General features: G+C 67.1%; 22 protein-coding genes, 1 tRNA gene and 2 pseudogenes. 8 read left to right on the top strand and 17 right to left on the bottom strand.

The features are described from left to right. Positions 1–11 precede the first annotated feature (11 nt). On the bottom strand, positions 12–3767 hold the full coding sequence (metH, locus tag G6N54_RS01360) for a methionine synthase (protein WP_232073708.1): 3756 nt from the start codon (positions 3765–3767) through the stop codon (positions 12–14). Between the two features lie 390 nt (positions 3768–4157). Between metH and G6N54_RS01355 the strand changes: the two genes are divergently transcribed. Both G6N54_RS01355 and G6N54_RS01350 read left to right on the top strand, forming a co-directional pair. After that, positions 4158–5045, top strand: coding sequence for a PAC2 family protein (locus G6N54_RS01355; protein WP_163788249.1), 888 nt, complete (start codon positions 4158–4160; stop codon positions 5043–5045). 127 nt (positions 5046–5172) lie between these two features. Further along, on the top strand, positions 5173–6612 hold the full coding sequence (locus tag G6N54_RS01350) for an amino acid permease (protein ID WP_163788247.1): 1440 nt from the start codon (positions 5173–5175) through the stop codon (positions 6610–6612). 1 nt (position 6613) lies between these two features. Here G6N54_RS01350 and G6N54_RS01345 read toward each other — a convergent pair. The 8 genes and pseudogenes from G6N54_RS01345 to G6N54_RS01310 all read right to left on the bottom strand — a co-directional run bounded on the left by G6N54_RS01345 (position 6614) and on the right by G6N54_RS01310 (position 12360). Further along, positions 6614–7494, bottom strand: a pseudogene (locus G6N54_RS01345) (SDR family oxidoreductase). A 25-nt stretch (positions 7495–7519) separates the two neighbouring features. Beyond that, positions 7520–8764 carry a cysteine--1-D-myo-inosityl 2-amino-2-deoxy-alpha-D-glucopyranoside ligase gene (gene mshC / locus G6N54_RS01340; RefSeq protein WP_163788246.1) on the bottom strand — a complete coding sequence of 415 codons (1245 nt, stop codon included), beginning with the start codon at positions 8762–8764 and terminating at the stop codon, positions 7520–7522. A gap of 83 nt (positions 8765–8847) precedes the next feature. Then, complete coding sequence (locus G6N54_RS01335) at positions 8848–9627, bottom strand: 3'(2'),5'-bisphosphate nucleotidase CysQ (protein WP_163788244.1); 780 nt, start codon at positions 9625–9627, stop codon at positions 8848–8850. Positions 9628–9692: 65 nt separating this feature from the next. Beyond that, a complete protein-coding gene (locus G6N54_RS01330) occupies positions 9693–10517 on the bottom strand; it encodes an SCO1664 family protein (RefSeq protein WP_163788242.1) in 825 nt (274 codons plus the stop codon). Next, on the bottom strand, positions 10501–11088 hold the full coding sequence (locus G6N54_RS01325) for a DUF3090 domain-containing protein (RefSeq protein WP_163788240.1): 588 nt from the start codon (positions 11086–11088) through the stop codon (positions 10501–10503). The genes G6N54_RS01330 and G6N54_RS01325 overlap by 17 nt, the downstream gene beginning before the upstream one ends. Before the next feature lie 63 nt (positions 11089–11151). Continuing rightward, on the bottom strand, positions 11152–11892 hold the full coding sequence (locus tag G6N54_RS01320) for a histidine phosphatase family protein (RefSeq protein ID WP_163788239.1): 741 nt from the start codon (positions 11890–11892) through the stop codon (positions 11152–11154). Positions 11893–11909: 17 nt separating this feature from the next. Then, positions 11910–11996, bottom strand: a pseudogene (locus G6N54_RS01315) (undecaprenyl-diphosphate phosphatase); the annotation flags it as partial. A 61-nt stretch (positions 11997–12057) separates the two neighbouring features. Next, positions 12058–12360 (bottom strand): hypothetical protein, encoded by a 303-nt coding sequence (locus G6N54_RS01310; protein WP_163788237.1) that lies wholly within the window; start codon positions 12358–12360, stop codon positions 12058–12060. A gap of 110 nt (positions 12361–12470) precedes the next feature. Between G6N54_RS01310 and G6N54_RS01305 the strand changes: the two genes are divergently transcribed. The 3 genes from G6N54_RS01305 to G6N54_RS01295 are packed head-to-tail and all read left to right on the top strand — an operon-like array spanning position 12471 to position 14862. After that, positions 12471–13514 carry a YncE family protein gene (locus tag G6N54_RS01305; RefSeq protein WP_163788236.1) on the top strand — a complete coding sequence of 348 codons (1044 nt, stop codon included), beginning with the start codon at positions 12471–12473 and terminating at the stop codon, positions 13512–13514. After that, complete coding sequence (locus G6N54_RS01300) at positions 13511–13765, top strand: DUF5703 family protein (RefSeq protein WP_163788234.1); 255 nt, start codon at positions 13511–13513, stop codon at positions 13763–13765. Before G6N54_RS01305 ends, G6N54_RS01300 begins: the two co-directional genes overlap by 4 nt. Before the next feature lie 14 nt (positions 13766–13779). Further along, the gene (locus tag G6N54_RS01295) at positions 13780–14862 is read left to right on the top strand and encodes a quinone-dependent dihydroorotate dehydrogenase (RefSeq protein ID WP_163794392.1); all 1083 of its coding nucleotides are present in this window, start codon (positions 13780–13782) and stop codon (positions 14860–14862) included. Here the strand turns inward: G6N54_RS01295 and G6N54_RS01290 are convergent. From G6N54_RS01290 to G6N54_RS01270, 5 genes are all read right to left on the bottom strand, one after another. Further along, the gene (locus G6N54_RS01290) at positions 14859–16214 is read right to left on the bottom strand and encodes an HNH endonuclease signature motif containing protein (RefSeq protein WP_163788232.1); all 1356 of its coding nucleotides are present in this window, start codon (positions 16212–16214) and stop codon (positions 14859–14861) included. The two genes, G6N54_RS01295 and G6N54_RS01290, sit on opposite strands and share 4 nt — an antisense overlap. 83 nt (positions 16215–16297) lie before the next feature. Next, positions 16298–16495 carry a hypothetical protein gene (locus G6N54_RS01285; RefSeq protein ID WP_163788230.1) on the bottom strand — a complete coding sequence of 66 codons (198 nt, stop codon included), beginning with the start codon at positions 16493–16495 and terminating at the stop codon, positions 16298–16300. Between the two features lie 39 nt (positions 16496–16534). Next, entirely contained in the window at positions 16535–17122 is a 588-nt protein-coding gene (locus G6N54_RS01280) for an alpha/beta fold hydrolase (RefSeq protein ID WP_163788229.1), read from the bottom strand. Next, a complete protein-coding gene (locus G6N54_RS01275) occupies positions 17123–17653 on the bottom strand; it encodes a YbhB/YbcL family Raf kinase inhibitor-like protein (RefSeq protein WP_163788227.1) in 531 nt (176 codons plus the stop codon). It lies immediately after the preceding gene. Positions 17654–17681: 28 nt separating this feature from the next. Beyond that, positions 17682–19028 (bottom strand): M20/M25/M40 family metallo-hydrolase, encoded by a 1347-nt coding sequence (locus tag G6N54_RS01270; RefSeq protein WP_163788225.1) that lies wholly within the window; start codon positions 19026–19028, stop codon positions 17682–17684. Between the two features lie 131 nt (positions 19029–19159). On the opposite strand from G6N54_RS01270, the gene G6N54_RS01265 reads away from it, so the two are divergent. Beyond that, positions 19160–19245: transfer RNA gene (locus G6N54_RS01265), tRNA-Leu, on the top strand. Between the two features lie 30 nt (positions 19246–19275). Beyond that, complete coding sequence (locus G6N54_RS01260) at positions 19276–19929, top strand: isochorismatase family protein (RefSeq protein WP_163788223.1); 654 nt, start codon at positions 19276–19278, stop codon at positions 19927–19929. On the opposite strand, the gene G6N54_RS01255 is transcribed toward G6N54_RS01260, so the two are convergent. Then, entirely contained in the window at positions 19926–21299 is a 1374-nt protein-coding gene (locus tag G6N54_RS01255) for an FAD-dependent oxidoreductase (protein WP_232073204.1), read from the bottom strand. The genes G6N54_RS01260 and G6N54_RS01255 overlap by 4 nt on opposite strands. 115 nt (positions 21300–21414) lie before the next feature. Here G6N54_RS01255 and G6N54_RS01250 point away from each other — a divergent pair, with 115 nt between their 5' ends. Continuing rightward, the gene (locus tag G6N54_RS01250) at positions 21415–22101 is read left to right on the top strand and encodes a phosphoribosyltransferase (RefSeq protein ID WP_163788221.1); all 687 of its coding nucleotides are present in this window, start codon (positions 21415–21417) and stop codon (positions 22099–22101) included. Positions 22102–22103: 2 nt separating this feature from the next. Here G6N54_RS01250 and G6N54_RS01245 read toward each other — a convergent pair whose 3' ends face one another. Both G6N54_RS01245 and wag31 read right to left on the bottom strand, forming a co-directional pair. After that, positions 22104–22412, bottom strand: a complete 309-nt coding sequence (locus tag G6N54_RS01245) for a cytochrome d ubiquinol oxidase subunit II (RefSeq protein WP_163788220.1) — start codon at positions 22410–22412, stop codon at positions 22104–22106. 84 nt (positions 22413–22496) lie between these two features. Continuing rightward, on the bottom strand, positions 22497–23297 hold the full coding sequence (gene wag31, locus G6N54_RS01240; RefSeq protein ID WP_163788218.1) for a DivIVA-like cell division protein Wag31: 801 nt from the start codon (positions 23295–23297) through the stop codon (positions 22497–22499). Positions 23298–23341: the final 44 nt, after the last annotated feature.

Raw genomic sequence — 23341 nt, 5'->3', positions numbered from 1 at the left:
GAGCTTAAGGCTTAATCCTCCGGGTTGTAACCGAGGTTGGGGCCCAGCCAGCGCTCGGCTTCGGCCAGGGTCCAGCCCTTGCGCTTGGCGTAGTCAGCGACCTGGTCCTGGGCCATCCGGCCGACCACGAAGTACTGCGACTGCGGGTGCGAGAAGTACCAGCCGCTGACGGCGGCGCCGGGCCACATCGCCATCGACTCGGTCAGCTCGATGCCGGTGCGCTCCTGCACGTCCATCAACTTGAACAGCGTCACCTTCTCGGTGTGCTCCGGGCAGGCCGGGTAGCCCGGCGCGGGGCGGATTCCCCGGTATTTCTCCCCGATGAGCGCCTCGTTGTCCAGCTGCTCGTCCGGCTGGAATCCCCAGAACTCCTTGCGGACCCGTTGGTGCATGCGTTCGGCGAAGGCCTCCGCCAGCCGGTCGGCGATCGACTCCAGCAGGATCGCGCTGTAGTCGTCGAGGGCCGCCTTGAACTCGGCGATCTTCTCCTGGCTGCCGAGCCCGGCGGTGACGGCGAAGGCGCCGACGTAGTCGGCCAGACCTGTTTCTTTGGGGGCGATGTAGTCGCCCAACGACCGGTTCGGGATGCCGTCGCGGTGCTCGCCCTGCTGGCGCAGGTTGTGCAACGTGGTCAGCACCTCGGTGCGGGTGTCGTCGGTGTACACCTCGATGTCGTCACCGACCGCGTTCGCCGGGAAGAACCCGATCACCCCGTTGGCGGTCAGCCATTTCTCCTTGATCGCGGTGTCGAGCATCTCTTGGGCGTCGTCGTACAACTTGCGGGCCGCCTCGCCGGTGGCCGGGTTGTTGAGGATGTCGGGGAAGCGGCCCTTCATCTCCCAGGCGTTGAAGAACGGTTGCCAGTCGATGTACTCGCGCAGCTCGGCGAGGTCGTAGTCCTGAAAATCCCGTACGCCGAGTCCTTGTGCGGGCACCGGCGGCGTGTAGCCGTCCCACTCGATCGGCGTCCGGTTGGCGCGGGCCTTCTCCAACGTCAGCATCGGCCGTTCGTTCTTCTGGGCGTGCCGTTCCCGCAGCGAGGCGTAATCCTTCTCGGTGGCCTCCAGCAAGGCTGGTCGTTGTTTGTCGTCCAGCAGCGCCGCGGCCACCGGCACCGAGCGCGACGCGTCCTTGACCCACACCACCGGGCCGCTGCGACGCGGCGCCACCTTGACGGCCGTGTGGGCGCGCGAGGTGGTCGCGCCACCGATCAGCAGCGGGATCTCCAGCCCGCCGCGTTCCATCTCGGTGGCGAAATTGACCATCTCGTCCAGGGACGGGGTGATCAGCCCGGACAGCCCGATGATGTCAGCGTCGTGTTCCTTCGCCGCGGCCAGGATCTTCTCGGCGGGCACCATCACGCCGAGGTCGATCACTTCGAAGTTGTTGCACTGCAGGACGACCCCGACGATGTTCTTGCCGATGTCGTGGACGTCGCCCTTCACGGTCGCCATGATGATCGTGCCGTTGGTGTCCTTTGCGGCTGCGGTGCCGTTCTGCTCTTTCTCCTTCTCGATGAACGGCAGCAGGTACGCGACGGCCTTCTTCATCACCCGGGCCGACTTCACCACCTGGGGCAGGAACATCTTGCCGGAGCCGAACAGATCGCCGACGACGTTCATGCCGTCCATCAGGGGGCCCTCGATCACCTCGATCGGGCGACCACCCGCGGCGGCGATCTCGGCCCGCAACTCTTCGGTGTCCGCATCGACGTGCGCGTCGATGCCCTTGACCAGCGCGTGCGTAATCCGTTCGCGCACCGGCAAGGATCGCCACTCCGCAACCTTGGAGTCTTCGGGTCCTTCCGACTTGTTGAAACGCTCGGCTATCTCCAGCAGCCGCTCGGCCGCGTCCTCGCGACGGTTCAAGACGACGTCCTCGATCCGGTCCCGCAGCTCGGGGTCGATCGAGTCGTAGGGCACCAGCGCACCGGCGTTGACGATGCCCATGTCCAGGCCGGCCTTGATGGCGTGGAACAGGAACACCGCGTGAATCGCCTCGCGGACGGGGTTGTTGCCGCGGAACGAGAACGACACGTTCGAGATGCCGCCGGAGATGTGCACCCCGGGCAGGTTCTCCTTGATCCAGGCGCACGCCTCGATGAAGTCGATCCCGTAGGTGGCGTGCTCCTCGATACCGGTCGCCAGCGCGAAGCAGTTGGGGTCGAAGATGATGTCCTCGGCCGGGAACCCGACCTCTTCGGTCAGGATCCGGTAGGCGCGCCCGCAAATCTGTTTGCGGCGCTCCAGATTGTCGGCCTGGCCCTGCTCGTCGAAGGCCATCACGACGACGGCCGCGCCGTACTTGCGGCACAGCCGCGCCTCGCGGATGAACTTCTCCTCGCCCTCCTTCATCGAGATCGAGTTGACGATCGGCTTGCCCTGCACGTTCTTCAGGCCCGCCTCGATGACGTCCCACTTGGAGGAGTCGATCATCACGGGGACGCGACTGATGTCCGGCTCGGCCGCGATCAGCTTGGTGAACCGGTCCATGGCGGCGACGCCGTCGATCATGCCCTCGTCCATGTTGATGTCGATGACCTGCGCACCTACCTCGACCTGCTGCAGGGCCACCGACAGCGCGGTGTCGTAGTCCTCGGCCTTGATCAGGTTGCGGAACCGGGCCGACCCGGTGATGTTGGTGCGCTCACCGATGTTGACGAACAGCGAGTCCTCGGTGATGTTGAGCGGCTCCAGGCCCGAGAGCCGGGTGGCCACCTCGATCTGCGGCAGTTCGCGCGGCGGTTTGCCATCGACGACCTTGGCGATCTCGGCGATGTGCGGCGGCGCGGTCCCGCAGCAACCACCGACCAGGTTGACCAGGCCTGCCTCGGCGAAGTCGGCGATGTAGCCGGCCTGACGCTCCGGGGTCTCGTCGTACTCGCCAAAGGCGTTGGGCAGCCCGGCATTCGGGTAGCAGGAGACGAAGGTGTCCGCGATTCGGGACATCTCGGCGATGTAGGGCCGCATCTCCGGCGCACCCAGGGCGCAGTTCAGGCCGACCGCGATCGGCTTCGCGTGCCTGATCGCGTTCCAGAACGCGTCGGTGACCTGACCGGACAACGTCCGTCCGGAAGCGTCGGTGATGGTGCCCGAGATGATCACCGGCCAGCGGCGGCCGCGCTCCTCGAACAGCGTCTCGACGGCGAACACCGCCGCCTTGGCGTTCAGCGAGTCGAAGATCGTCTCGACGATAAGGAGGTCGGCGCCGCCGTCGACCAGGCCGTTGGCGGCTTCGAGGTAGGCGGCCACCAGCTGGTCGTAGGAGACGTTGCGGGCCCCGGGGTCATTGACGTCTGGCGAGATCGACGCGGTCCGCGTGGTCGGCCCGATCGCGCCGGCCACGTAGCGGGGCTTGGACGGGGTGCTGAATTCGTCGGCGGCCTTACGGGCTAGGGCGGCGCCGGCGTAGTTGAGCTCGTAGGCCAGCTCGTGCATGTCGTAATCGGAGAGCGAGACCGCGTTCGCATTGAACGTGTTGGTCTCCACGATGTCCGCGCCCGCCTCGAGGTACTCGCGGTGGATGCCCTCGATGATCTGCGGCTGCGTCAGGGTGAGCAGGTCATTGTTGCCCTGCAGAGCGGTCGGCCACTCGGTGAACCGGTCGCCGCGGTAGCCCGCCTCGTCCGGCCGGTCGCGCTGGATCGCCGTGCCCATCGCGCCGTCGATCACCATGATCCGCTCGCGCAGCGCTGCCGTCAGTTCGGCGGTGCAGTCGGGGCGGATGTTCGGCGCGAAAACCTGCGATTCGATGGCAGTCACATGCATTCCTTCCATGACGGAAGGCGTCCTTGACTCTGCCGAGCGTGGCGGATACCGGGCGGGCCCAGGACCCGCCAAATAGCCGTTGCAACGCCTCTCGACGTAAAAGTCTACGTCGTCACCCCACGTCTGGACGCCCAGCTCGACCCGACCCGCTTGGCGACCGTTGCCCTTGAATACCAGCTGGCGGATCCTGTCGGCACTGTAGTAGTTAACAAGTCTAACCAGATTGCAGTCGAACCTATTTCGTCTTGACCGCGTCGACGCCGGTCGTGGAGTCGAGCGCGCTCGCAGCAATCACGCCACAAGGATAGTCGTTCTATGCAAATGCCCTGGTGCGCTGGCCACCGCGCAGCTGAGGCCCGTCGCCGAGCGGGCAGGCCTTAGGCTGATTCTGTGACTCCGCCGGATCGTGGCCCGGAAGCCTCTGCGCTCCCCGACCTCCACAACACGATTGTTGTGGCCGCGTTCGAGGGCTGGAATGACGCCGGTGACGCCGCCAGCGACGCGTTGGAGCACCTCGACGCGATCTGGGAAGCCCACCCGATCGTGGAGATCGACGACGAGGCGTACTACGACTACCAGGTGAATCGCCCGGTCATCCGCCAGGTCGACGGCGTGACCCGCGAACTGGTGTGGCCGGCGATGCGGATCACCCACTGCCGGCCCCCCGGCAGCGACCGCGACATCGTGCTGATGCACGGCGTGGAGCCCAACATGCGCTGGCGCACGTTCTGCGCCGAGCTGGTCGCGATCGCCGACAAGCTCAACGTCGACACGGTCGTGATCCTCGGTGCGCTGCTGGCCGACACTCCGCACACGCGGCCGGTGCCGGTCTCCGGTGCGGCCTACTCCCCCGAGTCCGCCGAACGTTTCGGCCTGCAGGAGACCCGCTACGAGGGACCGACCGGGATCGCCGGGGTGTTCCAGGACGCCTGCGTGGCCGCCGGAATCCCCGCGGTGACGTTCTGGGCCGCGGTGCCGCATTACGTGTCTCACCCGCCGAACCCGAAGGCGACGGTGGCCCTGCTGCGCCGCGTCGAGGATGTGCTCGACATCGAGGTTCCGCTGGCCCATTTGCCGGCCCAGGCCGAGGAGTGGGAGCTGGCGGTCACCGAGATGGCCGCCGAGGATGAGGACCTGGCCGAATATGTCCAGTCGCTGGAGCAACGCGGCGACGCCGAGGTCGATGTGAACGAAGCCCTGGGCAAGATCGACGGCGACGCGCTGGCCGCGGAGTTCGAGCGCTACCTGCGCCGTCGTCGCCCCGGATTCGGCCGGTAGCCGCGCGTCTGCTCCTGTTGCCCTCGTCGGCCGACTGCGAAAAGATCGCTGGCGAACCAACCGGATAAGCAGCACCCGATCCGGGGCAGCCCAGCGGGTTGGGCGAACGACGACGATTGGATCCACCATGGCCGCCGTGCCCGATACGCCCGAGCCCGAACCGGGCGCGGAGCCACCCGCCACCCTCAACGAAGAAGCCGGCTACCACAAGGGGCTCAAGCCCCGGCAGCTGCAGATGATCGCGATCGGCGGCGCAATCGGAACCGGGCTTTTCCTCGGCGCCAGCGGCCGACTCGTCAAGGCCGGCCCCGGGCTTTTCCTGGTGTACGCGTTCTGCGGGATCTTCGTGTTCTTCATGCTGCGGGCCCTCGGCGAGCTGGTGCTGCACCGCCCGTCGTCGGGTTCGTTCGTGTCCTACGCGCGCGAATTCTTCGGCGAGAAGGCCGCTTACGCCGTCGGCTGGATGTACTTCCTGAACTGGGCGATGACGTCGATCGTCGACACCACCGCGATCGCCACCTACCTGCATCACTGGGCCGCGTTCGGGCCGATCCCGCAGTGGGTGCTCGCGCTCATCGCGTTGGTGGCGGTGCTGTCGATGAACCTGATCTCCGTCGAATGGTTCGGCGAGTTCGAATTCTGGGCGGCGCTGATCAAGGTGGTGGCACTGGTCGCCTTCCTGATCGTGGGAATTGTGTTCCTGGCCGGGCGATTCCACATCGACGGGCATGAGACCGGACCCGGCATCTGGGACTCCCATGGCGGCCTGGTCCCGACCGGTGTGGTACCGCTACTGGTGACGGCCTCCGGAGTGGTATTCGCTTACGCCGGTGTGGAATTGGTGGGCATTGCCGCCGGCGAGACCGCCGAGCCGGAGAAGATCATGCCGCGCGCGATCAACTCGGTGATCCTCCGCGTCGCAATCTTCTATGTCGGATCGGTCTTGCTGCTGGGGCTGCTGCTGCCCTACACCGCCTACAAGAAAGGCGAAAGCCCGTTCGTCACGTTTTTTTCCAATATTGGTTTCCACGGGGCCGGTGATCTGATGAACATCGTGGTCCTCACCGCGGCGCTGTCCAGCCTGAACGCCGGGCTCTATTCGACCGGCCGCGTCATGCATTCGCTGGCGGTGAGCGGCAGCGGCCCGACATTCGCGATGCGAATGACGAAACGCGGTGTGCCCTATGGGGGTATCGCCATGACCGCCGTCATCTGCCTCGGCGGTATCGCGCTCAACGCCTTCAACCCCGGTGAAGCCTTCGAAATCGTGCTGCACGACGCCGCTTTGGGCATCATCGCGTCCTGGGGAATGATCGTGCTGTGTCAGCTTCGGTTCTACAAGCGGACACAAGAGGGGGCCCTGCAGCGCCCCGGCTTCCGGATGCCGTTCACGCCCTACAGCGGCTACATCACCTTGGTTTTCCTGGTCGGCATTGTGGTGCTGATGGCATTCGACGAGCCCGCCGGCACCTCGAGCGTCGCCGCGTTGATCGTCATCGTCCCGGCGCTGATCGGGGGTTGGTTCCTGGTGCGTAAGCGGGTGGCGGCGTCCGCCGCGCGCTGGTGAGTTAGGCCTTGCCCAGGTCCTCGTTGTAAGCACTCGTCGACCGCCCGAGTGCGGCGACCTCGGCATCCATCTGGGTCACCAGTTGGGCGGAAGTTCTGCGAACGGGAAGTTCACCGACGGCACTGGACATCAAAGGCTTGAGCCAGCGGAATGCGACCACCCAGCCCGGGCAATAGACGCGGGCCTTGCGGCCCTCGATGCCTTTGACGAAGGCCGTCGCGCACTTGTCCACCGAGGTGGTCTTGCTCAACGGCCAGGGCAGCGCCTTGAGGAAGTCGCCGAACGAGGCCAGGTCCGACTTGGTGTCGCGCACCAGCGCCGTGTCGATCCAGGACATGTGCGCCACACCGACGCCGACGCCGCGATGGCCGACCTCGAGGCGCAGCGCGTTGGCCAGATGCTCATTACCGGCCTTGGACACGTCGTAGGACGCCATCCCCGGGGCCGCCGCGAACGCGGCCAGCGACGAGACGATCAGCAGGTAGCCGCGCCGCTCGATCAGCGCGGGCAGCGCGGCGCGGGCGGTGTGAAAGACGCCCAGCAGGTTGACGTCCAGCACCCGCTTGAAGGCCTCGGGGTCGACCTGCAACACCGACCCGTAGCTGGCGATGCCGGCGTTGGCCACCGCGACATCGAGACCGCCGAAGCGTGCCACCGCGTTGTCGACGACGGCCTGCATGGCGGGCAGATCGCGCACATCGGCGACCGCGGTCAGCACCTGCTCGTCGCCGCCGAGTTCGACGGCGATCGTGTCGAGCGCGGCCTTGTCGAGGTCGGTCAGGACGAGTTTGGCCCCAAGGCGCGCAACCGGCGCGCGACCTCAGCGCCGATTCCGCGCGCGCCTCCGGTGATCAGAACGACTTTGTCTTGCAGTGATGTCACGGCCGTCTACTACCTTTCGCAGCGATTACAGTTCCACGCCGAGTAGCGCATCGATCACGGTGGCCACCAGCTTGGGCGCTTCCTCGTCGTGTCCGCCGTACTCGAGCACGTCAGCAGTCCAACCATCAAGTGCCGCAATGGCTTTGGGACTATCGAGATCGTCGGCCAAGTACTTGCGCACCCGGGCGATGACGTCGGTCGCATCCGGACCGGCGGGTAGCGTCGTCGCGGTGCGCCAGCGCTGCAGCCGCGCGGCCGACTCGTCGAGCAGCTGCTGGCTCCAGGACCGGTCCGCGCGATAGTGCCCGGCCAGCAGGCCGAGCCGAATCGCCGCCGGCTCGACGCCCTGCGCGCGCAGCCCCGACACCAGCACCAGGTTCCCGCGGCTCTTCGACATCTTGTGCCCGTCCCAGCCGATCATCCCGGCGTGCACGTAGTGCCGAGCGAATCGCCTTTCGCCCCTTACACATTCGGCATGCGCGGCGGTGAACTCGTGATGCGGGAAGATCAAATCGGTGCCGCCGCCCTGAATGTCGAGGCCGCTGCCGATGCGGCTGAGCGCGATCGCCGCGCATTCGACGTGCCAGCCGGGCCGGCCGGGGCCGAACGGTGACGGCCAGCTCGGCTCCCCGGGCCGCTCGGCGCGCCACAGCAGCGCGTCGAGTTGGTCGGTCTTGCCGGCGCGGTCCGGGTCGCCACCGCGCTCGGCGAACAGCCGCAGCATGGTGTCGCGGTCGTAGCCGGACTCATAGCCGAACTGCGGTGTGGCGTCCGCGCGGTAGTAGACGCCCGGATACTCCCCGATTTCCGGGTCGACGACGTACGCCGCCCCGGACGCCAGCATCTTCTCGACGAGCTCCACGACTTCGGCAATGGCTTCGGTCGCCCCCACGTACTCGCGCGGCGGCAACACCCGCAGCGCGGTCATGTCCGCACGGAACAGCGCCACCTCGCGGTCGCCGAGTTCACGCCAGTCGATGCCGTCGCGTCTGGCCCGCTCGAACAGCGGATCGTCGACGTCGGTGACGTTCTGCACGTAGTGCACGTCGTGCCCCAGATCTCGCCACAGCCGGTGCACCAGGTCGAACGCCAGATAGGTCGCCGCGTGTCCCAGATGCGTGGCGTCGTACGGGGTGATGCCGCAGACGTACATGGTCGCGGTGGGTCCCGCCGCTACGGGCCGGACCTGGCGGTCGGAGGTGTCGTAGAGCCGTAGTTCCGGGCCGCGTCCGGGCACCACCGGAACCCGTGCGGGAGACCACGACTGCATGCTGTCGACTCTAGGCCCGCCGACGATGCGGCCCGCGCAGCGGGCGGCTGAGAAGGCGGGCAATCCAGGCTAGGCCGGGCCGGTTAGCGCCATGCGTCGCGGATGGCGCCGAGCAAGATCGGCGCCACCTCCGCACGACACATCACGAAGTCGGGTAGGTACGGATCTTCCTGGTTGTAGCGCATCGGCGAGCCGTCCAGCCGTGACGCGTGCATGCCCGCGGCCATCACCACCCCGGCCGGCGCGGCCGAATCCCACTCCCATTGGCCGCCGGCGTGCAGGTAGGCGTCGACGTCGCCGTCGATGATGGCCATCGCTTTGGCGCCCGCCGAGCCGATCCCCACCGGCTGGATCGCCAGCGACTGCCGGATACGGTGCAGCACGGCCGGTGGCCGGGTGGCGCTGACGGCGATCCGCAGTGTGTGCGGAATCCCGACCCGGGCCTGGCTGTCGTTTACGGTGTCACTGCGATACACGATGTTGTCGCGCGCGGGTAAAGAGACTGCGGCGTCGGTGATTTCGCCATTCTTTTCGGGCTGGCCGGTGGAGGAGCGCTGCCACAGCGCGATGTGTACCGCCCAGTCGTCACGCCCGGGAGTGGAGAACTCGCGGGTGCCGTCCACCGGGTCGATGATCCAGACCCGGTCGTGCTTGAGCCGCTCGAGGTCGTCGTAGGCTTCCTCGCTGAGCACCGCATCGTCGGGACGCTCGGCCCGCAGCCGGCGCAGGATCAACTCGTTGGCCAGGCTGTCGCCGGCGTCGCCGAGCATCCAGGGATGGCCGAACCCGACCTCCTCACGCACCTTCAGCAGCAGTTCCCCCGCGTCGGCGGCGAGATCGGCGGCCAATTCGGCGTCAGTCATCTCATTGCGCGTTTTGGGGGCGGCCGGGCTCACCGCTTCAGTATCGCCGACGGCGAAGCCGGACCCTAAAACGCGGGCCAGGGAATGGGGCGATGCCGATTGGGCGTGGGCATCACCGGGTTGTCCAGCAACGCGTGCGTCCGCATGCCCAGCGCCGCGATCTCGGTGCGGGTGATCTGGCCGGCCAGCGCATCGCCGAATCCGTCGCCGAGCGCGTCGGCCAGGCCGGCAACCGAGGCCAGGGTGTCTTCGTCGATCGGCTTGCCGGCCCATCCCCACAGCACGGTGCGCAGCTTGTTCTCGACGTGCAGGCATACGCCGTGGTCGACGCCGTAGACGTGGCCCTCGAGGTCGCGCAGCACGTGCCCACCCTTACGGTCGGCATTGTTGACCAGCACGTCGAACACCGCCATCCGCCACAAGCGAATGTCGTCGGCGTGCATCAGGACGACCTCGTCGCCGCGGTAGTCGTGGGCCCGCAGCACCGGCAGATAACCCGGCTGCTGCCGGTCGGCGGGAAACAGATCCACCAGATCCGGGCCCGGTCGCGGATCGCTGTCCACCGCGTCACCGGGCTGCTGCACCCACTGCTGCAACATGCCCGGGCCCGCCGGCCCATGACGAATGATGGTGTAGGGCACCAGGTTCCAGCCCAGCCGCGTCGAGACCTGATACGCGGCGAGTTCGCGGCCGGCCAGCGTCCCGTCGGGGAAGTCCCAGAGCGGCTGCTCCCCGGAGATCGGCTTGTAGACGCAGTGCACGCTGGCGTCGCCGAGCGTGGACTCGCACAGGAAGGTGGCGTTACTGGCCGAGCGGATCCGTCCGAGAACCGTCAGCTCGCCGTCCCGCAAGACCTCGCGATCGTCATGCTCGTTATTCCGGGGGGTCATCGGTGGATCCGAGTAGCGCGCTGCGCTTATAGCCGTTGGCGCGCGGGCAGATGTGGCCCTCGGGGTCCAGCGGTTCCTCGCACAGGGGGCAGGGCGGGCGTCCCGCCGAGATCACGCGATTGGATCGGGTGGCGAACTGCCGCGCCGACTCCGGGGTCAAGAACACGCGCACCGCGTCGGGGCCTTCGTCGGTGTCGTCGAGCACCACCGAGGCGTCGAACTCGGCATCGGTGACGGCAAGCAGTTCGACGACGACGGTCTGGGCTTCGGAGTCCCAGCCGAGGCCCATCGTGCCGACCCGGAACTCCGCGTCGACGGGCGTGATGAGCGGGTTGAGATCGTCGACCTCGGCCGGTTCCGGTGGGACAGGTGTGCCGAACCGGCGGTTCACCTCGAGCAGCAGTGCACCGATGCGCTCGGCGAGCACGGCGACCTGTTGCTTCTCCAGCACCACGGACACCACTCGCGAATCGCCCACCGCTTGGATGTAGAACGTGCGATTTCCGGGCTGACCAACGGTCCCGGCCACGAAGCGGTCGGGTGTACGGAATACATGGATTGCGCGAGCCATGGCACCTCCAAAATACCGGCTGTTGCCGTCGCAAGGCGATTCGATTCGGTTGCTGCAACCGAGTTAGTCAGTGGTTCCCCCGACGACCGCGTCGCTCGATGGCGTCGCTTCGGCCGGTTGTTGTTGCGGCTCTTCTGATTTGTCGCTTTCGGCGTCGGTCTTGGGCGGCGGACCCGCGCGTAACGCCGCGGCCAGCCGTCCACCGGTGTGGTTGACGTGTACCACGAACGGCCGCAGCGGGGTGTATCGAATCACACTCACCGACGCCGGGTCGGCGGTGACGCGCTGGAACCCGTCCAGATGCATGCCGCACGCGTCGGCGATCAACGACTTGATGACATCACCGTGAGTGCAAGCCAACCACAGCGCGTCGCCGCCGTGCTCCTCGCCGAGCCGCCGGTCGTGTTCCCGCACGGCGGCGACCGCGCGCGACTGCACTTGCGCCAAGCCCTCACCGCCGGGAAACACCGCCGCGCTGGCGTGCACCTGCACCACCCGCCACAGCGGCTCGTTGGTCAGCTCGCCGATCTTGCGGCCCGTCCAGTCGCCGTAGTCCACCTCGGCGAGCCGGTCCTCCACGAGCGGCTCCAGGCACAGCGCGTCGGCCAGCGGCGCGACCGTGTTCCGGCAGCGCAGCAGCGGCGAGGTGATGACCGCGCGGATCGGCAGGTCGCCGATCCGGTCGATCAGCCCCATGGCCTGCTCGCGGCCCTTGTCGTCGAGGTCGACCCCCTCGGAGCGGCCGGCCAGGATGCCGGCGGTGTTCGACGTCGAGCGGCCGTGGCGCAACAGGATGACGGTCATGTCGCCGCCACCGTGCCGATCGCCAGGTGTCCGGACGACGAGACCGGAAGAAACTCCGTCAAACCCTGGACTACCGACAGCACAGTGACCTGCCACCACGACATCACCGAAACCGCTGCCACGACGACGACCGTACCTGGTGTGGTAGGCCGCTACCCGAAGCGACTAGCGCGGGACGGGAATCGCCGCGGCGACCGAGTCGCGCACCGCGGCGGTCAGACTGCGCTCGTCGGTGACATCGATGTCGACCAGACCGCGGACCGCCGTCGCGACCACGTCCTCAGCCTGCGGAACGGGCCCGGTAAGGCAGGGCCGGTAAACTTCGACGACAAGCGAACGATGTTCGATGTGAAACGAAAAGCTGCGTCCGTCACCGACTTGCCCATATCCGCTCGCGAAGATTCCTGTCGAAATGTCCTCGACAGCAAACTCATTGTCCGCGGTATGCCGGTCTGCGGTGACGGTCATAATTCGACCATACCTCTCCAGTACGGGCGGATGTGGACAACATCGGCCTATTGGATGCGGAACCGTTCCTTACAATTTGTATTCCACGTCCGGCGAATCAAGGTTGGTTGTTGCTATCACGGCTTAAGCGCGAGAAACTTACAGTTCAGCGATGTTTTGTTGGCCTTGTCACTTTGCTGATATTGATCGCCGGTTGTTCATCGAATCCGCTCGCAAGCGCCCCGCCGACCATTGAAGCGGCGCGCCCCGCCCAGTCGCCGCCGGCATCGCAGCACCCGGTCGGCACCGTGCGTCCGTTGGCCGGGGCTGCGACGGCGACGGTGTTCGACGGCGGCACTCACCAACTGGCGGTGTTGACCCCCGGCGGCGATCCCGCGGCTTCCGCGAGCGTCGCGATATTCGGTCCAGGGCAGGTCACGCCGCGTGTGATCGGCCTGCCGGGACCGGCTGGGGCGTTGACCAGGGACGGCCACGGCACGGTTTACCTGGCCACCCGCGGCGGCTACGTCGTGCTGGATCTGGCCGACGGCCATGTTGCACGGGTGCATGTCGCCGAGAACGTGGATTTCACCGCGATCGCGCGCCGTGCCGACGGCAAGCTGGTGCTGGGCAGCGCCGACGGCGCCGTGTACACGTTGGGTTCGTCTGGCGGTGCCGTCGAGAACCGGACGAAGATCTTCGCCCGGGTCGATTGGCTTGTCACGCAAGGCAATACCACCGTGGTACTGGATCGCGGTCAGACCTCGGTGACGACGATCGGCGCCGACGGCCGGGTCGCGCAGTCGCTGCGAGCCGGCGCCGGCGCGACCACGATGGCCGCCGATCCGGCGGGCCGGGTCCTGGTGGCCGACACCCGCGGCGACGAACTGCTGGTGTACGGCGTCGACCCGCTGATCCTGCGGCAGGCCTACCCGGTGCGGCAGGCCCCGCATGGATTGGCGGGCTCGCGCGATTTGGCTTGGGTGTCTCAAACCGCATCGAATACTGTTATTGGTTACGATTTATCAACCGGAATTCCCGTCGAAAAGGTGCGTTACCCAACTGTGCAGCAACCCAACTCGTTGGCCTTTGACGAGGCTTCGGACACGTTGTACGTGGTGTCGGGGTCCGGGGCGGGGGTCCAGGTCATCGAGCGCGCGGCGGGAACACGTTGACGGCGCCGCGGTGGAGTCGGCTGCCGGCGGGCTGGGTCGCGGATATGTCGGACGACTACGAGTGGGTGCCGCTGCGCCTGCCGCCGGAGGTGACCAGGCTGACCGCCTCGATCCGGCTGTCCATCGAGGCGGAGTACCGCGGCTGGGAGCTGACCCGAGTGCGACTGTATAACGACGGCAGCAGACGGGTATTGTTGCGCCGCAAGAAATCTCGTGTCAGTGACCGGCGGCCCGATCAGCCGGAACTGTGACGGTGGATAGCGGTCTGTACGGCGTACTGCGTCGGCTGTTTTTCTTGGTCCCGCCCGAGCGCATTCACACGCTGGTGTTCACCGCCCTGCGCGGTGCGACGTCCGCCGGGGTGTTGAGGCGGCTGCTGCACCGGCTGCTGGGCCCGACCGATCCGGTGTTGTCCAGCACGGTGTTCGGGGTGCATTTCCCCGCGCCACTCGGGCTGGCCGCCGGGTTCGACAAGGACGGCATGGGGCTCAGTACCTGGGGTGCCTTGGGTTTCGGGTATGCGGAGGTCGGGACCGTCACCGCGCACCCACAGCCCGGCAATCCGGCGCCGCGCCTGTTCCGGCTGCCCGAGGATCGGGCACTGCTGAACCGGATGGGGTTCAACAATCACGGCGCCGCGGCGCTGGCCGGCCGTCTCGCCGGCCAGCGGCCGGATGTGCCGATCGGGGTGAACATCGGCAAGACCAAGGCCACACCCGCCGCCGAGGCCGTCGAGGACTACCGCGCCAGCGCCCGGCTCCTCGGCCCGCTGGCGTCGTATCTGGTGGTCAACGTCAGCTCGCCCAACACGCCGGGGCTGCGGGATCTGCAGGCGGTCGAGTCGCTGCGGCCGATCCTGTCAGCCGTGCTCGCCGAGACGTCGGTGCCGGTGCTGGTGAAGATCGCCCCCGACGTCTCCGATTCCGACGTCGACGACATCGCGGACTTGGCCGTCGAGCTGGGGCTAGCCGGCATCGTCGCGACCAATACCACGGTGTCGCGCGCCGGCCTGCGCACGCCGGGCGTCGTCGAGCTGGGCCCTGGTGGCATTTCCGGGCCGCCGGTGGCACACCGCGCCGCCGAGGTGCTGCGCCGGCTGTATCGCCGGGTCGGTGATCGCCTGGTGCTGATCAGCGTCGGGGGCATCGAGTACGCCGACGACGCGTGGGAGCGGATCACCGCGGGCGCGTCACTGCTGCAGGGCTATACCGGCTTCATCTACGGAGGCGGCTTGTGGCCCAAGCATATTCACGACGGTATCGCGAAGCGGCTGCACGACGGCGGCTTCGCGTCGCTGAGCGATGCGGTCGGATCGGCGGAGCGGCTGCCCGGCACCCCGCCGGGCTAGGCCGCACCGTCTTCGCCGTCGACCAAGACGTTCTCGGGATGATGGAACGTGTTGATTAGCGGCTGGCCGTGGTCGAGATGCGGTGGTGGAATCCATTCGGTCGCACCGTCTCTGCGTTTTCGGGTGGTCCAGCCGGTCTCGAGAAGTTTGTGATGAGTACCGCACGCGAAGGTGAGCTGGTCGATGTCGGTGCGGTGCGTGCTGGCCCAGTCCTCGACGTGATGCAACTCGCACAAGTAGCCGGGCACGTCGCAGCCGGGGTGTGTGCAACCACGATCCTTGGCGTAGAGCACTATTCGTTGACCGGGTGAAGCCAATCGCTTGGTGTGATACCGCCCGATGGCATCACCCTCGTCGAAGATCGCCAGGTAATGATGGGCGTGGCGGGCCAGGCGGATCACGTCGGTCATCGGTAGCAGGGCGCCTCCAGCGGTAAGGCCCGTGCCGGTCGCCGCTTCGAGGTCTTTCAGCGTGGTGGTGACGATGATCGTGGCCGGTAAACCGTTGTGCTGTCCGAGTTTTCCGCTGGCCAGCAGTGCCCGTAGCGCGGCGTGGAGGCCGTCGTGGTTACGTTGGGCCATCGATCGGAGGTCGCGTGGTGCGTCATCGGACGGGCAGTCGATGACAGGCGTTTCGTCCTCGGGGTTGCACATCCCCGGCGCGGCGAGCTTGGCTAACACCGCCTCCACGGTGGCGCGCGCGTCCGGCGTCAGCCAGCCCCGCACCGGGGACATGCCGTCCATGTCCTGCTTGCCCAGGACGAATCCGCGTCGGCGGGCACGATCCTCGTCGGTGTAGTTGCCGTCGGGATTCAGGCAAGCGGCCAGCCGGTCGGCGAGCTTAGCGAGCTGCTCGGGCCGATACTGGGCGGCGTGTTCGGCCAGATCCCTCTCGACGCATTCCCGGGTCTCAATGTCTACCGACTGCGGCAACCGGTCGAAGAACTGGCGGATCACCGAGATGTGGGATGGGCCGATTTTGCCGTCGCGCTGGACCTCAGCGGTCGCGGTCAATAGCGGCCGCAGCGGCTCGCCGGTGATCGCGCGCCGCGGCCCTAAATCGGCGGCCTCGGCAATTCGCCGGCCGGCCTCGCCACGAGAGATGCGCAGTCGGTCGGCCAAGGCATGAGAAACCTTGCCGCCCAGCTCTTCCGGCGTAGCCTGCTCGGCAACCTGATTGATCAACTCATGCCCCGGTACCCGGAGCCGCCGTGTCTCGCGTTCGAGGCGCTCCAACAACGCCAACCGCTCCGGAGTGGTCAACGCATCAAACGAATGCCCGACGACACGTGACACCGCGCCACGCAGCGCGTCGAAATCCGCTTGGATCTCCTCGCGGCTACTCGAACGCATGTTCGAATGATACCGAGGCCCACCGACAAGAACGTCCTGCGCGAGACCACTGAAACGGTAGTGACTCAAGTGATTTGAGTGATTTAGGTGTTGCGATGCCGCGAGAAGGGGCTGGTGAGCTCGTATTTGCGCGCCGCCAGCTTCCCCATCATGAAGTCGTAGCGTTCCAGCAACTCCCACAGCTCGGCAGTGGTAAGTCCCTCGAACGACAACTTGGAAATACCAAGCAGCGCGGCGTCGAGGGCAACCTCGGACCCGGCCAGATCAATTACAGAACGCATGGCCGGAGGCTATTGCCGCCCACCGACAAGGGCCGCGGCCTAGGCGCGGCCCGAAAGATATTCGGCGACGAAATCGCCTGTGCGACGGTGCCATTCGAAGTACGGCCGCACCATCGAATGGCCCGCACCCTCGATTCCCACCCACTGCGCGTCCAGCCCGCGCTCACGGGCCCGCAGCGTCTGGACGCGTGAGGCCTGCGGATCGGTGCGGGTATCGGCGGTGCCGTGCACGACCAGCAGCCGGGTCGGCGCCTCGATCAGGTCACCGTCGTCCCGGGGCCAGTACGGCGCCAGCGCGACCAGCGCGCCGACCTGCCCGCCGGCGGCCAGTCGAGTCGCGACTCGACCGCCCATGGAGTGGCCAACCAGCACAATGTTTTTCGGCTCGAAACGGCGACGGACGGCATCGAACACCGCGGTCGCGTCGACCACCGGGTCGTAACGCGGGCTGTTCCAGCCGCGCAGCCGGTACTGGACCCGGCGCACCTCGGCGCCGCGGCCCAGCCGCCACCGCAGGGCGGCAGCGACCAACATCATCCGGATGTTGGCCGGCTGCCACCACCGCGACGCCTCATCGCTGCGCACGCGGCCGCCCGGTAGGACGAGCACGCACGCGCGAGCGCTCACCTACTTCTGTTCGTAGGTGCCGACGATGTAGGACCGCGCGATCGCGTGCTGGAACAGGTTGAAGCCCAGGAACGCCGGGCTGGCATCCTCGCTGAGGTCGAGCTTGTCGACGTCGACCGCATGCACCGCGACGTAGTAGCGGTGCGGGCCGTGTCCGGGCGGCGGCGCGGCGCCGATGAAGCGGCGCATGCCGGCGTCGTTGACGAGCTCCAAAGCGCCGCCGGGCAGCTCACGACCGTCACCCGCGTCCGCAGGCAGTTCGGTGACGTCGGCCGGCAGGTTGGCGACGGCCCAGTGCCAGAACCCGGAGGCCGTCGGGGCGTCGGGGTCGTACACGGTGACCGCGAAACTGCGGGTCTCCGCGGGGAATCCCGACCAGCTCAGCTGCGGGCTGATGTCTTCTCCCCCGGCACCCATGATGCCGCTGACTTGCGGCTTGGCCAGCGGTTGGCCGTCGGTGAGCGAGGTCGAGGTCAGGCTGAACGACGGCAGCTTGGGCAGGGCGTCATACGGGTCGGACGGCGAACTCATGGGCGATCCTCTCGTTTCGGTGAGTTTTCTAGCAGTGGGTCAGGAAGTGGGCCAGCACGTCGGTGCCGAACCGCAGCGCATCGACGGGTACCCGCTCGTCGACACCGTGGAACAGCGAAGCGAAATCCAATTCCGGCGGCAGCTTCAGCGGCGCGAAGCCGAAGCAGCGAATTCCCAAGCGCGCGAAGGCTTTCGCATCGGTGCCACCGGAGAGCATGTATGGCACCGTACGGCCGTCCGGGTCGACAGCCAAGATCGCGGCATTCATCGCTTCGACGAGATCGCCGTCGAACGTCGTCTCATACGACGGCAGGTCCCTGATCCACTCCCGGGTGATGTCCGGCCCGATCAACTTGTCGATCTCGGCCTCGAATGCGGCCAGCCGGCCGGGCAGCACGCGGCAGTCCACCACCGCCTCGGCGGTCCCGGGGATCACGTTGGCTTTGTACCCCGCCTTGAGCATCGTCGGGTTTGCGGTGTCGCGCAAAACCGCCGACAGCATGCGGGCCATCGGGCCCAGCTTTTCGATCGCGCCGTCCAGATCGTCGGACTGGGCGTCGAAGGTCAGGCCGGTCTCGTCGCTGATCGCGGCCAGGAACTCCGCGACGGTGTCGGTCAGCACCAGCGGGAACTGGTGACGGCCGATCCGGGCGACCGCCTCGGCGAGCAGGGTGACCGCGTTGCGGTCGTTGGCCATCGAGCCGTGCCCCGCCTGCCCGCGGGCGGTCAGCCGCATCCACTGGATGCCCTTCTCGGCCGTCTCGATCAGATACAGCCGGCGTTCGCCGCCGTCGCGGCGCGGCACGGTCAGCGAGAACCCGCCGACCTCGCCGATCGCCTCGGTGATGCCCTCGAACAGGTCGGGGCGGTTGTCGACCAGCCAGTGTGCCCCGAACTTGCCGCCGTGCTCTTCGTCGGCCACGAACGCGAACACCAGATCGCGCGGCGGCACGATGCCCGCCTGCTTCAACTGGCGGGCGACGACGATCATCATGCCGACCATGTCCTTCATGTCGACCGCGCCGCGACCCCAGACGTAGCCGTCCTCCACGGCGCCCGAGAACGGGTGCACACTCCAGTCGGCGGGCTCGGCCGGCACCACGTCGAGATGCCCGTGGATCAGCAGCGCGCCCCGTGAGCGGTCGGCACCCGGCAGGCGAACGAAGACATTGCCCCGTCCGGGCGCGCCGGATTCGAGGTATTCGGGGTGGTAGCCGACCTCGGCGAGCTGCTCGGCCACCCAGTGAGCACACTCGGCCTCACCCTGGGTGGTCTCGGGGTCCCCGGTATTGGTGGTGTCGAACCGGATCAGCCTGCTGACGACTTCGACCACATCGTCGCTCGGATGGTTGGGAACTCCGTTCTCAACTGTCACAACCACCTTTCCTACCACTGCCGCCGTTGCCGGGTTCAGGCAGCGGAACTCTCGCGGCGACTCGTCGGCGAGCTAAGTTGGGCTCGCGCGGGCCGATCCGCTAGCCTTAGCTGCCAACTCTCGTTGGTCTGGTCCGAGTGGCGGAATGGCAGACGCGCTAGCTTGAGGTGCTAGTGCCCTACTAATGGGCGTGGGGGTTCAAGTCCCCCCTCGGACACATTTGCAAAATCGCGAGTCAGGAGTCGTAGTGGAATACGACCCCGCCGAAACCGCGGTCGTCGTCATCGATCCGCAAAACGACGTGCTGAGCCCCAACGGGGTGAACTGGGCCGTCCTGGAGGCCAGCGTCACCGAGAACAAAACCGTCGAGCATTTGGTCGACATCTTCACCGCCGCCAAGGCGCACGGCTATGGACTGTTCGTCTCACCGCACTACTTCTACCCCACCGACCACAAGTGGCTCTTCAACGGCCCACTCGAGTCAGACGAGCTGGCTACCAACAGCTTTGGCCGTGTCGGCGCGCTGAGCCTGGACGGGTTCGCCGAATCCGGTGCCGACTGGCTCGACGTGCTCAAACCGTTCATCGAGGACGCGACTACCGTCGTCGCCAGCCCGCACAAGGTGTGGGGTCCACAGACCAATGACCTCGTCCTGCAACTACGCAAACGGCGGATCACCAAGATCGTGCTGTGCGGGATGCTCGCCAACATGTGCGTGGAATCGCACCTGCGGGATCTGCTCGAGCAGGGCTTCGAGGTCACCGTCTTCCGCGATGCCACGGCGGGGCCGCGGCATCCGACCCGCGGTGACGGCTACCCGGCCGCGCTGGTGAACTACGCCTTCTTGGCGCATCACGTCGCCGATACCGCCGAAGTGGTGGCCGCGATGCGAGGCGACTAAAGCGCCGCGAGCAAGCCGTTGAACCCCTCGGTCATCGATGGGTGGGTGTAGATCGAATCCCGCAGCTCCGTGGCGGTAATGCCGTGCCGGATCGCCAGCGCCACCGTGTTGATGACCTCGTGCGAGTCGTAGGACAGCAGCGCCGCGCCGAGAATGGTATCGCTGTCGGCATCGACGACGACCTTCATCAGGCCGGCATCCTCGCCGACGATCCGCGCCCGAGGCATCGTTGCCATCTCGGCAACCCGCATGGTGGCGACCTTGACGTCGTGCGTTTCCCTGGCGGCCTTTTCGGTGAGGCCGACCCGCGCCAGCGGGGGCGTCATGAACAGTGCGTAGGGCACCGCCATACGGGTCGCGGTGCTCCGGCTGCCATCGCCGGCCAGCTGCGAAAGCACGACCCGGTAGTCGTCCAGCGAGATGTAGGTGAACTGCGGTCCGCCGTTGACATCGCCGACCGCGAAGATATGCGGCTGGCTGCTGCGCAGGTGGTCGTCAACCACAATCGCGCCCGCGGCCGTCGTCTCCACGCCCGCCGCGTCCAGGTCGAGCCCGTCGGTGACGGGTTCGCGTCCCAGCGCCACCAGGATGGCGTCGGTGTCGACGGTTCGCGTGACGCCGTCGACCCGGTAGGAAACGGTCGAGCCGCCGCCGGCGTTGGCGGAGACGGCGCTGACCGCCGCCGAGGTGACCATGTCGATGCCGCGCCCGATAAGGATGTCCCGGGCGCAGTCGGCAACATCGTCGTCCTCGCGGCTCAGCACGCGCGGACCGCGGTCGAGGATGCACACCTGCGACCCGTAGGCGGCGTACATCGCCGCGAATTCCACACCGACGTAGCCACCGCCCAGCACGGTCAGCCGCCGCGGCAGCGCGGCCTCGCCGAGCAGATCCGTGCTGGTGTACACGGCGGGCGCATCGGCGAGGCCGGGGATCGGCGGCAACACCGGGCGCGAGCCGGTACCGACCACGATCCATTGCGCGGTCACGGTAATCGATTGTCCGTCAATGGTTTTGACATTCAATACATGTGAATCGGTGAAGGATGCGTGGCCGGTCAGCACCGTCACCGTTTCGATCCGATCGAGCGCCGCATAGTTGATGTCGCGCAATGACGCGGTCAACTGCGCGGTGGCGGTGATGGCCTCGCGGTAGCGATCCGGATGGGCGGTGGCCGCGTCGAGGTGCTCGGAGCGGAACACCATCGATTTCGTAGGGACGCAGCCGATGTTGATGCACGTGCCGCCGTACATCAACGGCGACTGCTCGATCATCACCACCCGCCAGCCGCGCCTGCCCAAAGCGCCCGCCAGGGTTTTGCCGCCTTTGCCGAAGCCGATAACCGCCAGATCCACCTCGAGTGACGTCACCAGAGCAGTGTATTGGCCGGGGGCGAATGTTTGCCCGCCTTCGGCTAGCCAATCCCATTGATGCACAAGCTATTCGATCAGCAGGGTCCGCGGCGCGTAAACTGTGCCACTGGCCATGAACCCACGGAACGGCTTCCTTCGCCGCTCGGCTACGCGAGCCTCGCGAACCTTCGGGGACCGCCACGAAGCCGGTCGCGCGCTGGCCGGGCAGCTAATGCCCTACCGCGAAAAGGGCAACGTGCTAGTGCTGGGGCTGGCGCGCGGCGGCCTTCCGGTCGCCTGGGAGATCGCCTCGGCCCTGCACGCCCCGCTGGATGTGTTCCTGGTGCGCAAGCTCGGGCTGCCGCACTTCTCGGAGCTCGCGATGGGCGCGCTGGCCAGCGGCGGCGGTGTGGTGATGAACGACAACGTGGTGGCCAGCCTGCATATCACCGAAGAGCAGGTGCGGGAGGTCATCGATAGCGAGACGGCCGAGCTGGCGCGACGTGAGCATGCGTACCGGGGTGGCCGCCCGCCCGCCGACCCGCGGGGCAAGATCGTGATCCTGGTCGACGACGGCATCGCCACCGGCGCCAGCATGCTGGCCGCCGTCCAGGCTATCCGGGCGGCCGCGCCGGTGTCGATCGTCGTCGCTGTCCCGGTCGGACCGCCGTCGGCCTGCCGCGAACTCGCGCAGGTGGCCGACGACGTTGTGTGCACGACGATGCCGCCCGGATTCGAAGCCGTCGGGCAGGTGTACGGCGACTTTCACCAGGTCGGCGATCAGGAGGTGCGCCAGCTTCTGAGTACGCCGACGCGCTGAAATTACTTGGCCGAGTCCTCGCCACGAGCCGCCACCGTCTCGTCGTCGGCCGGCGTCTCGGCGCTTTCGTCCGCGATTTCCTCCGGGTAGTCGACCGCCTCGGCTTCGGCGTCTTCGGCCGGCTGCTCGTCGTGGGCTTCGTCACTCGTGCCGCGACGCTGCCGCTCCCGCAGGGCGTCGACGATCAGCAACACCACACCGAGGATGCTGGCGCCGATGCACACCCAGGCCACCAGCTCGTTGCTGGTCACGACCGCGAACACCAGGGCCACCAGCCCAATCAGGGCCAGTACCAGCGCGATAATCAGCATCGGTCATCCTCCAGCCACAGGGCGGGACCAGCCAGGTCCAGTGCACATCAGTGTGCCAAACATGGCGTGCGGCACTGCTTCCGGCTAGTTACTACCCCGATTGAATTGATCGAACCCACCGGCGTCCGCGCTGGAGTCGACGGGCGCCGCCGATCCGCGCTGGCCGAGTTCCTCGAGCTGGGACTCGAGATAGGTCTTCAGGCGGGTGCGGTACTCGCGTTCGAAGGTGCGGAGCTGCTCGAGGCGGCCTTCCAGCACGGTGCGCTGCTGGTTGATGGTGCCCATGATCTCGGAGTGCTTGCGTTCGGCGTCGGCCTGCAGGGCGTCGGCCTTCTCCTGGGCCTGACGCAACTGCGCCTCGGAGCGGGTTTGCGCGTCGGCCAGCATCGCTTCGGAACGCTGTTTGGCGTCGGCGACCTGCGCTTCGGCGCTCTGGCGGGCCTCGGTCAGGATCTGGTCGGCGTTGGCACGCGCATCGGACAGCAGCTTCTCCGACTCGGCCTGTGCACCGCTGGTCAGCCGGTCGGCGGTGTCCTGGGCCAGGCTGAGCACGCGGGCCGCCTTGAGGGCCTGCTCCTCGTTGGTGCCGGTCGCGGCCACCGGGGCGGGCGCCGCCTTGACGGGTTCCGGCTCGGGCTCGGGTTCGAAGACGGGGGCGGCAACAGGAGCGGGCTGCGCAGCGGGGACGGCGCCGCCACCGGCGGCCAATTCACGGTCGAGCTCCTCGACCCGCTGGCGCAGATCGGAGTTCTCTTCAATCAGCCGTGTCAGCTCGTTTTCCACCAGGTCGAGGAACGCGTCAACCTCGTCCTCGTTGTAACCGCGCTTGCCAATAGGCGGCTTACTGAACGCCACATTGTGGACGTCGGCTGGTGTAAGCGGCATTGTTTCGTCCCCTCAAGTTCCCGTCAAACGTTCTCAAAAGTGTA

The organism is Mycobacterium stomatepiae (genome assembly GCF_010731715.1).
GTDB classification, from domain to species: Bacteria; Actinomycetota; Actinomycetes; order Mycobacteriales; family Mycobacteriaceae; genus Mycobacterium; species Mycobacterium stomatepiae.
This window is presented reverse-complemented; position numbering and strand designations above follow the sequence as displayed.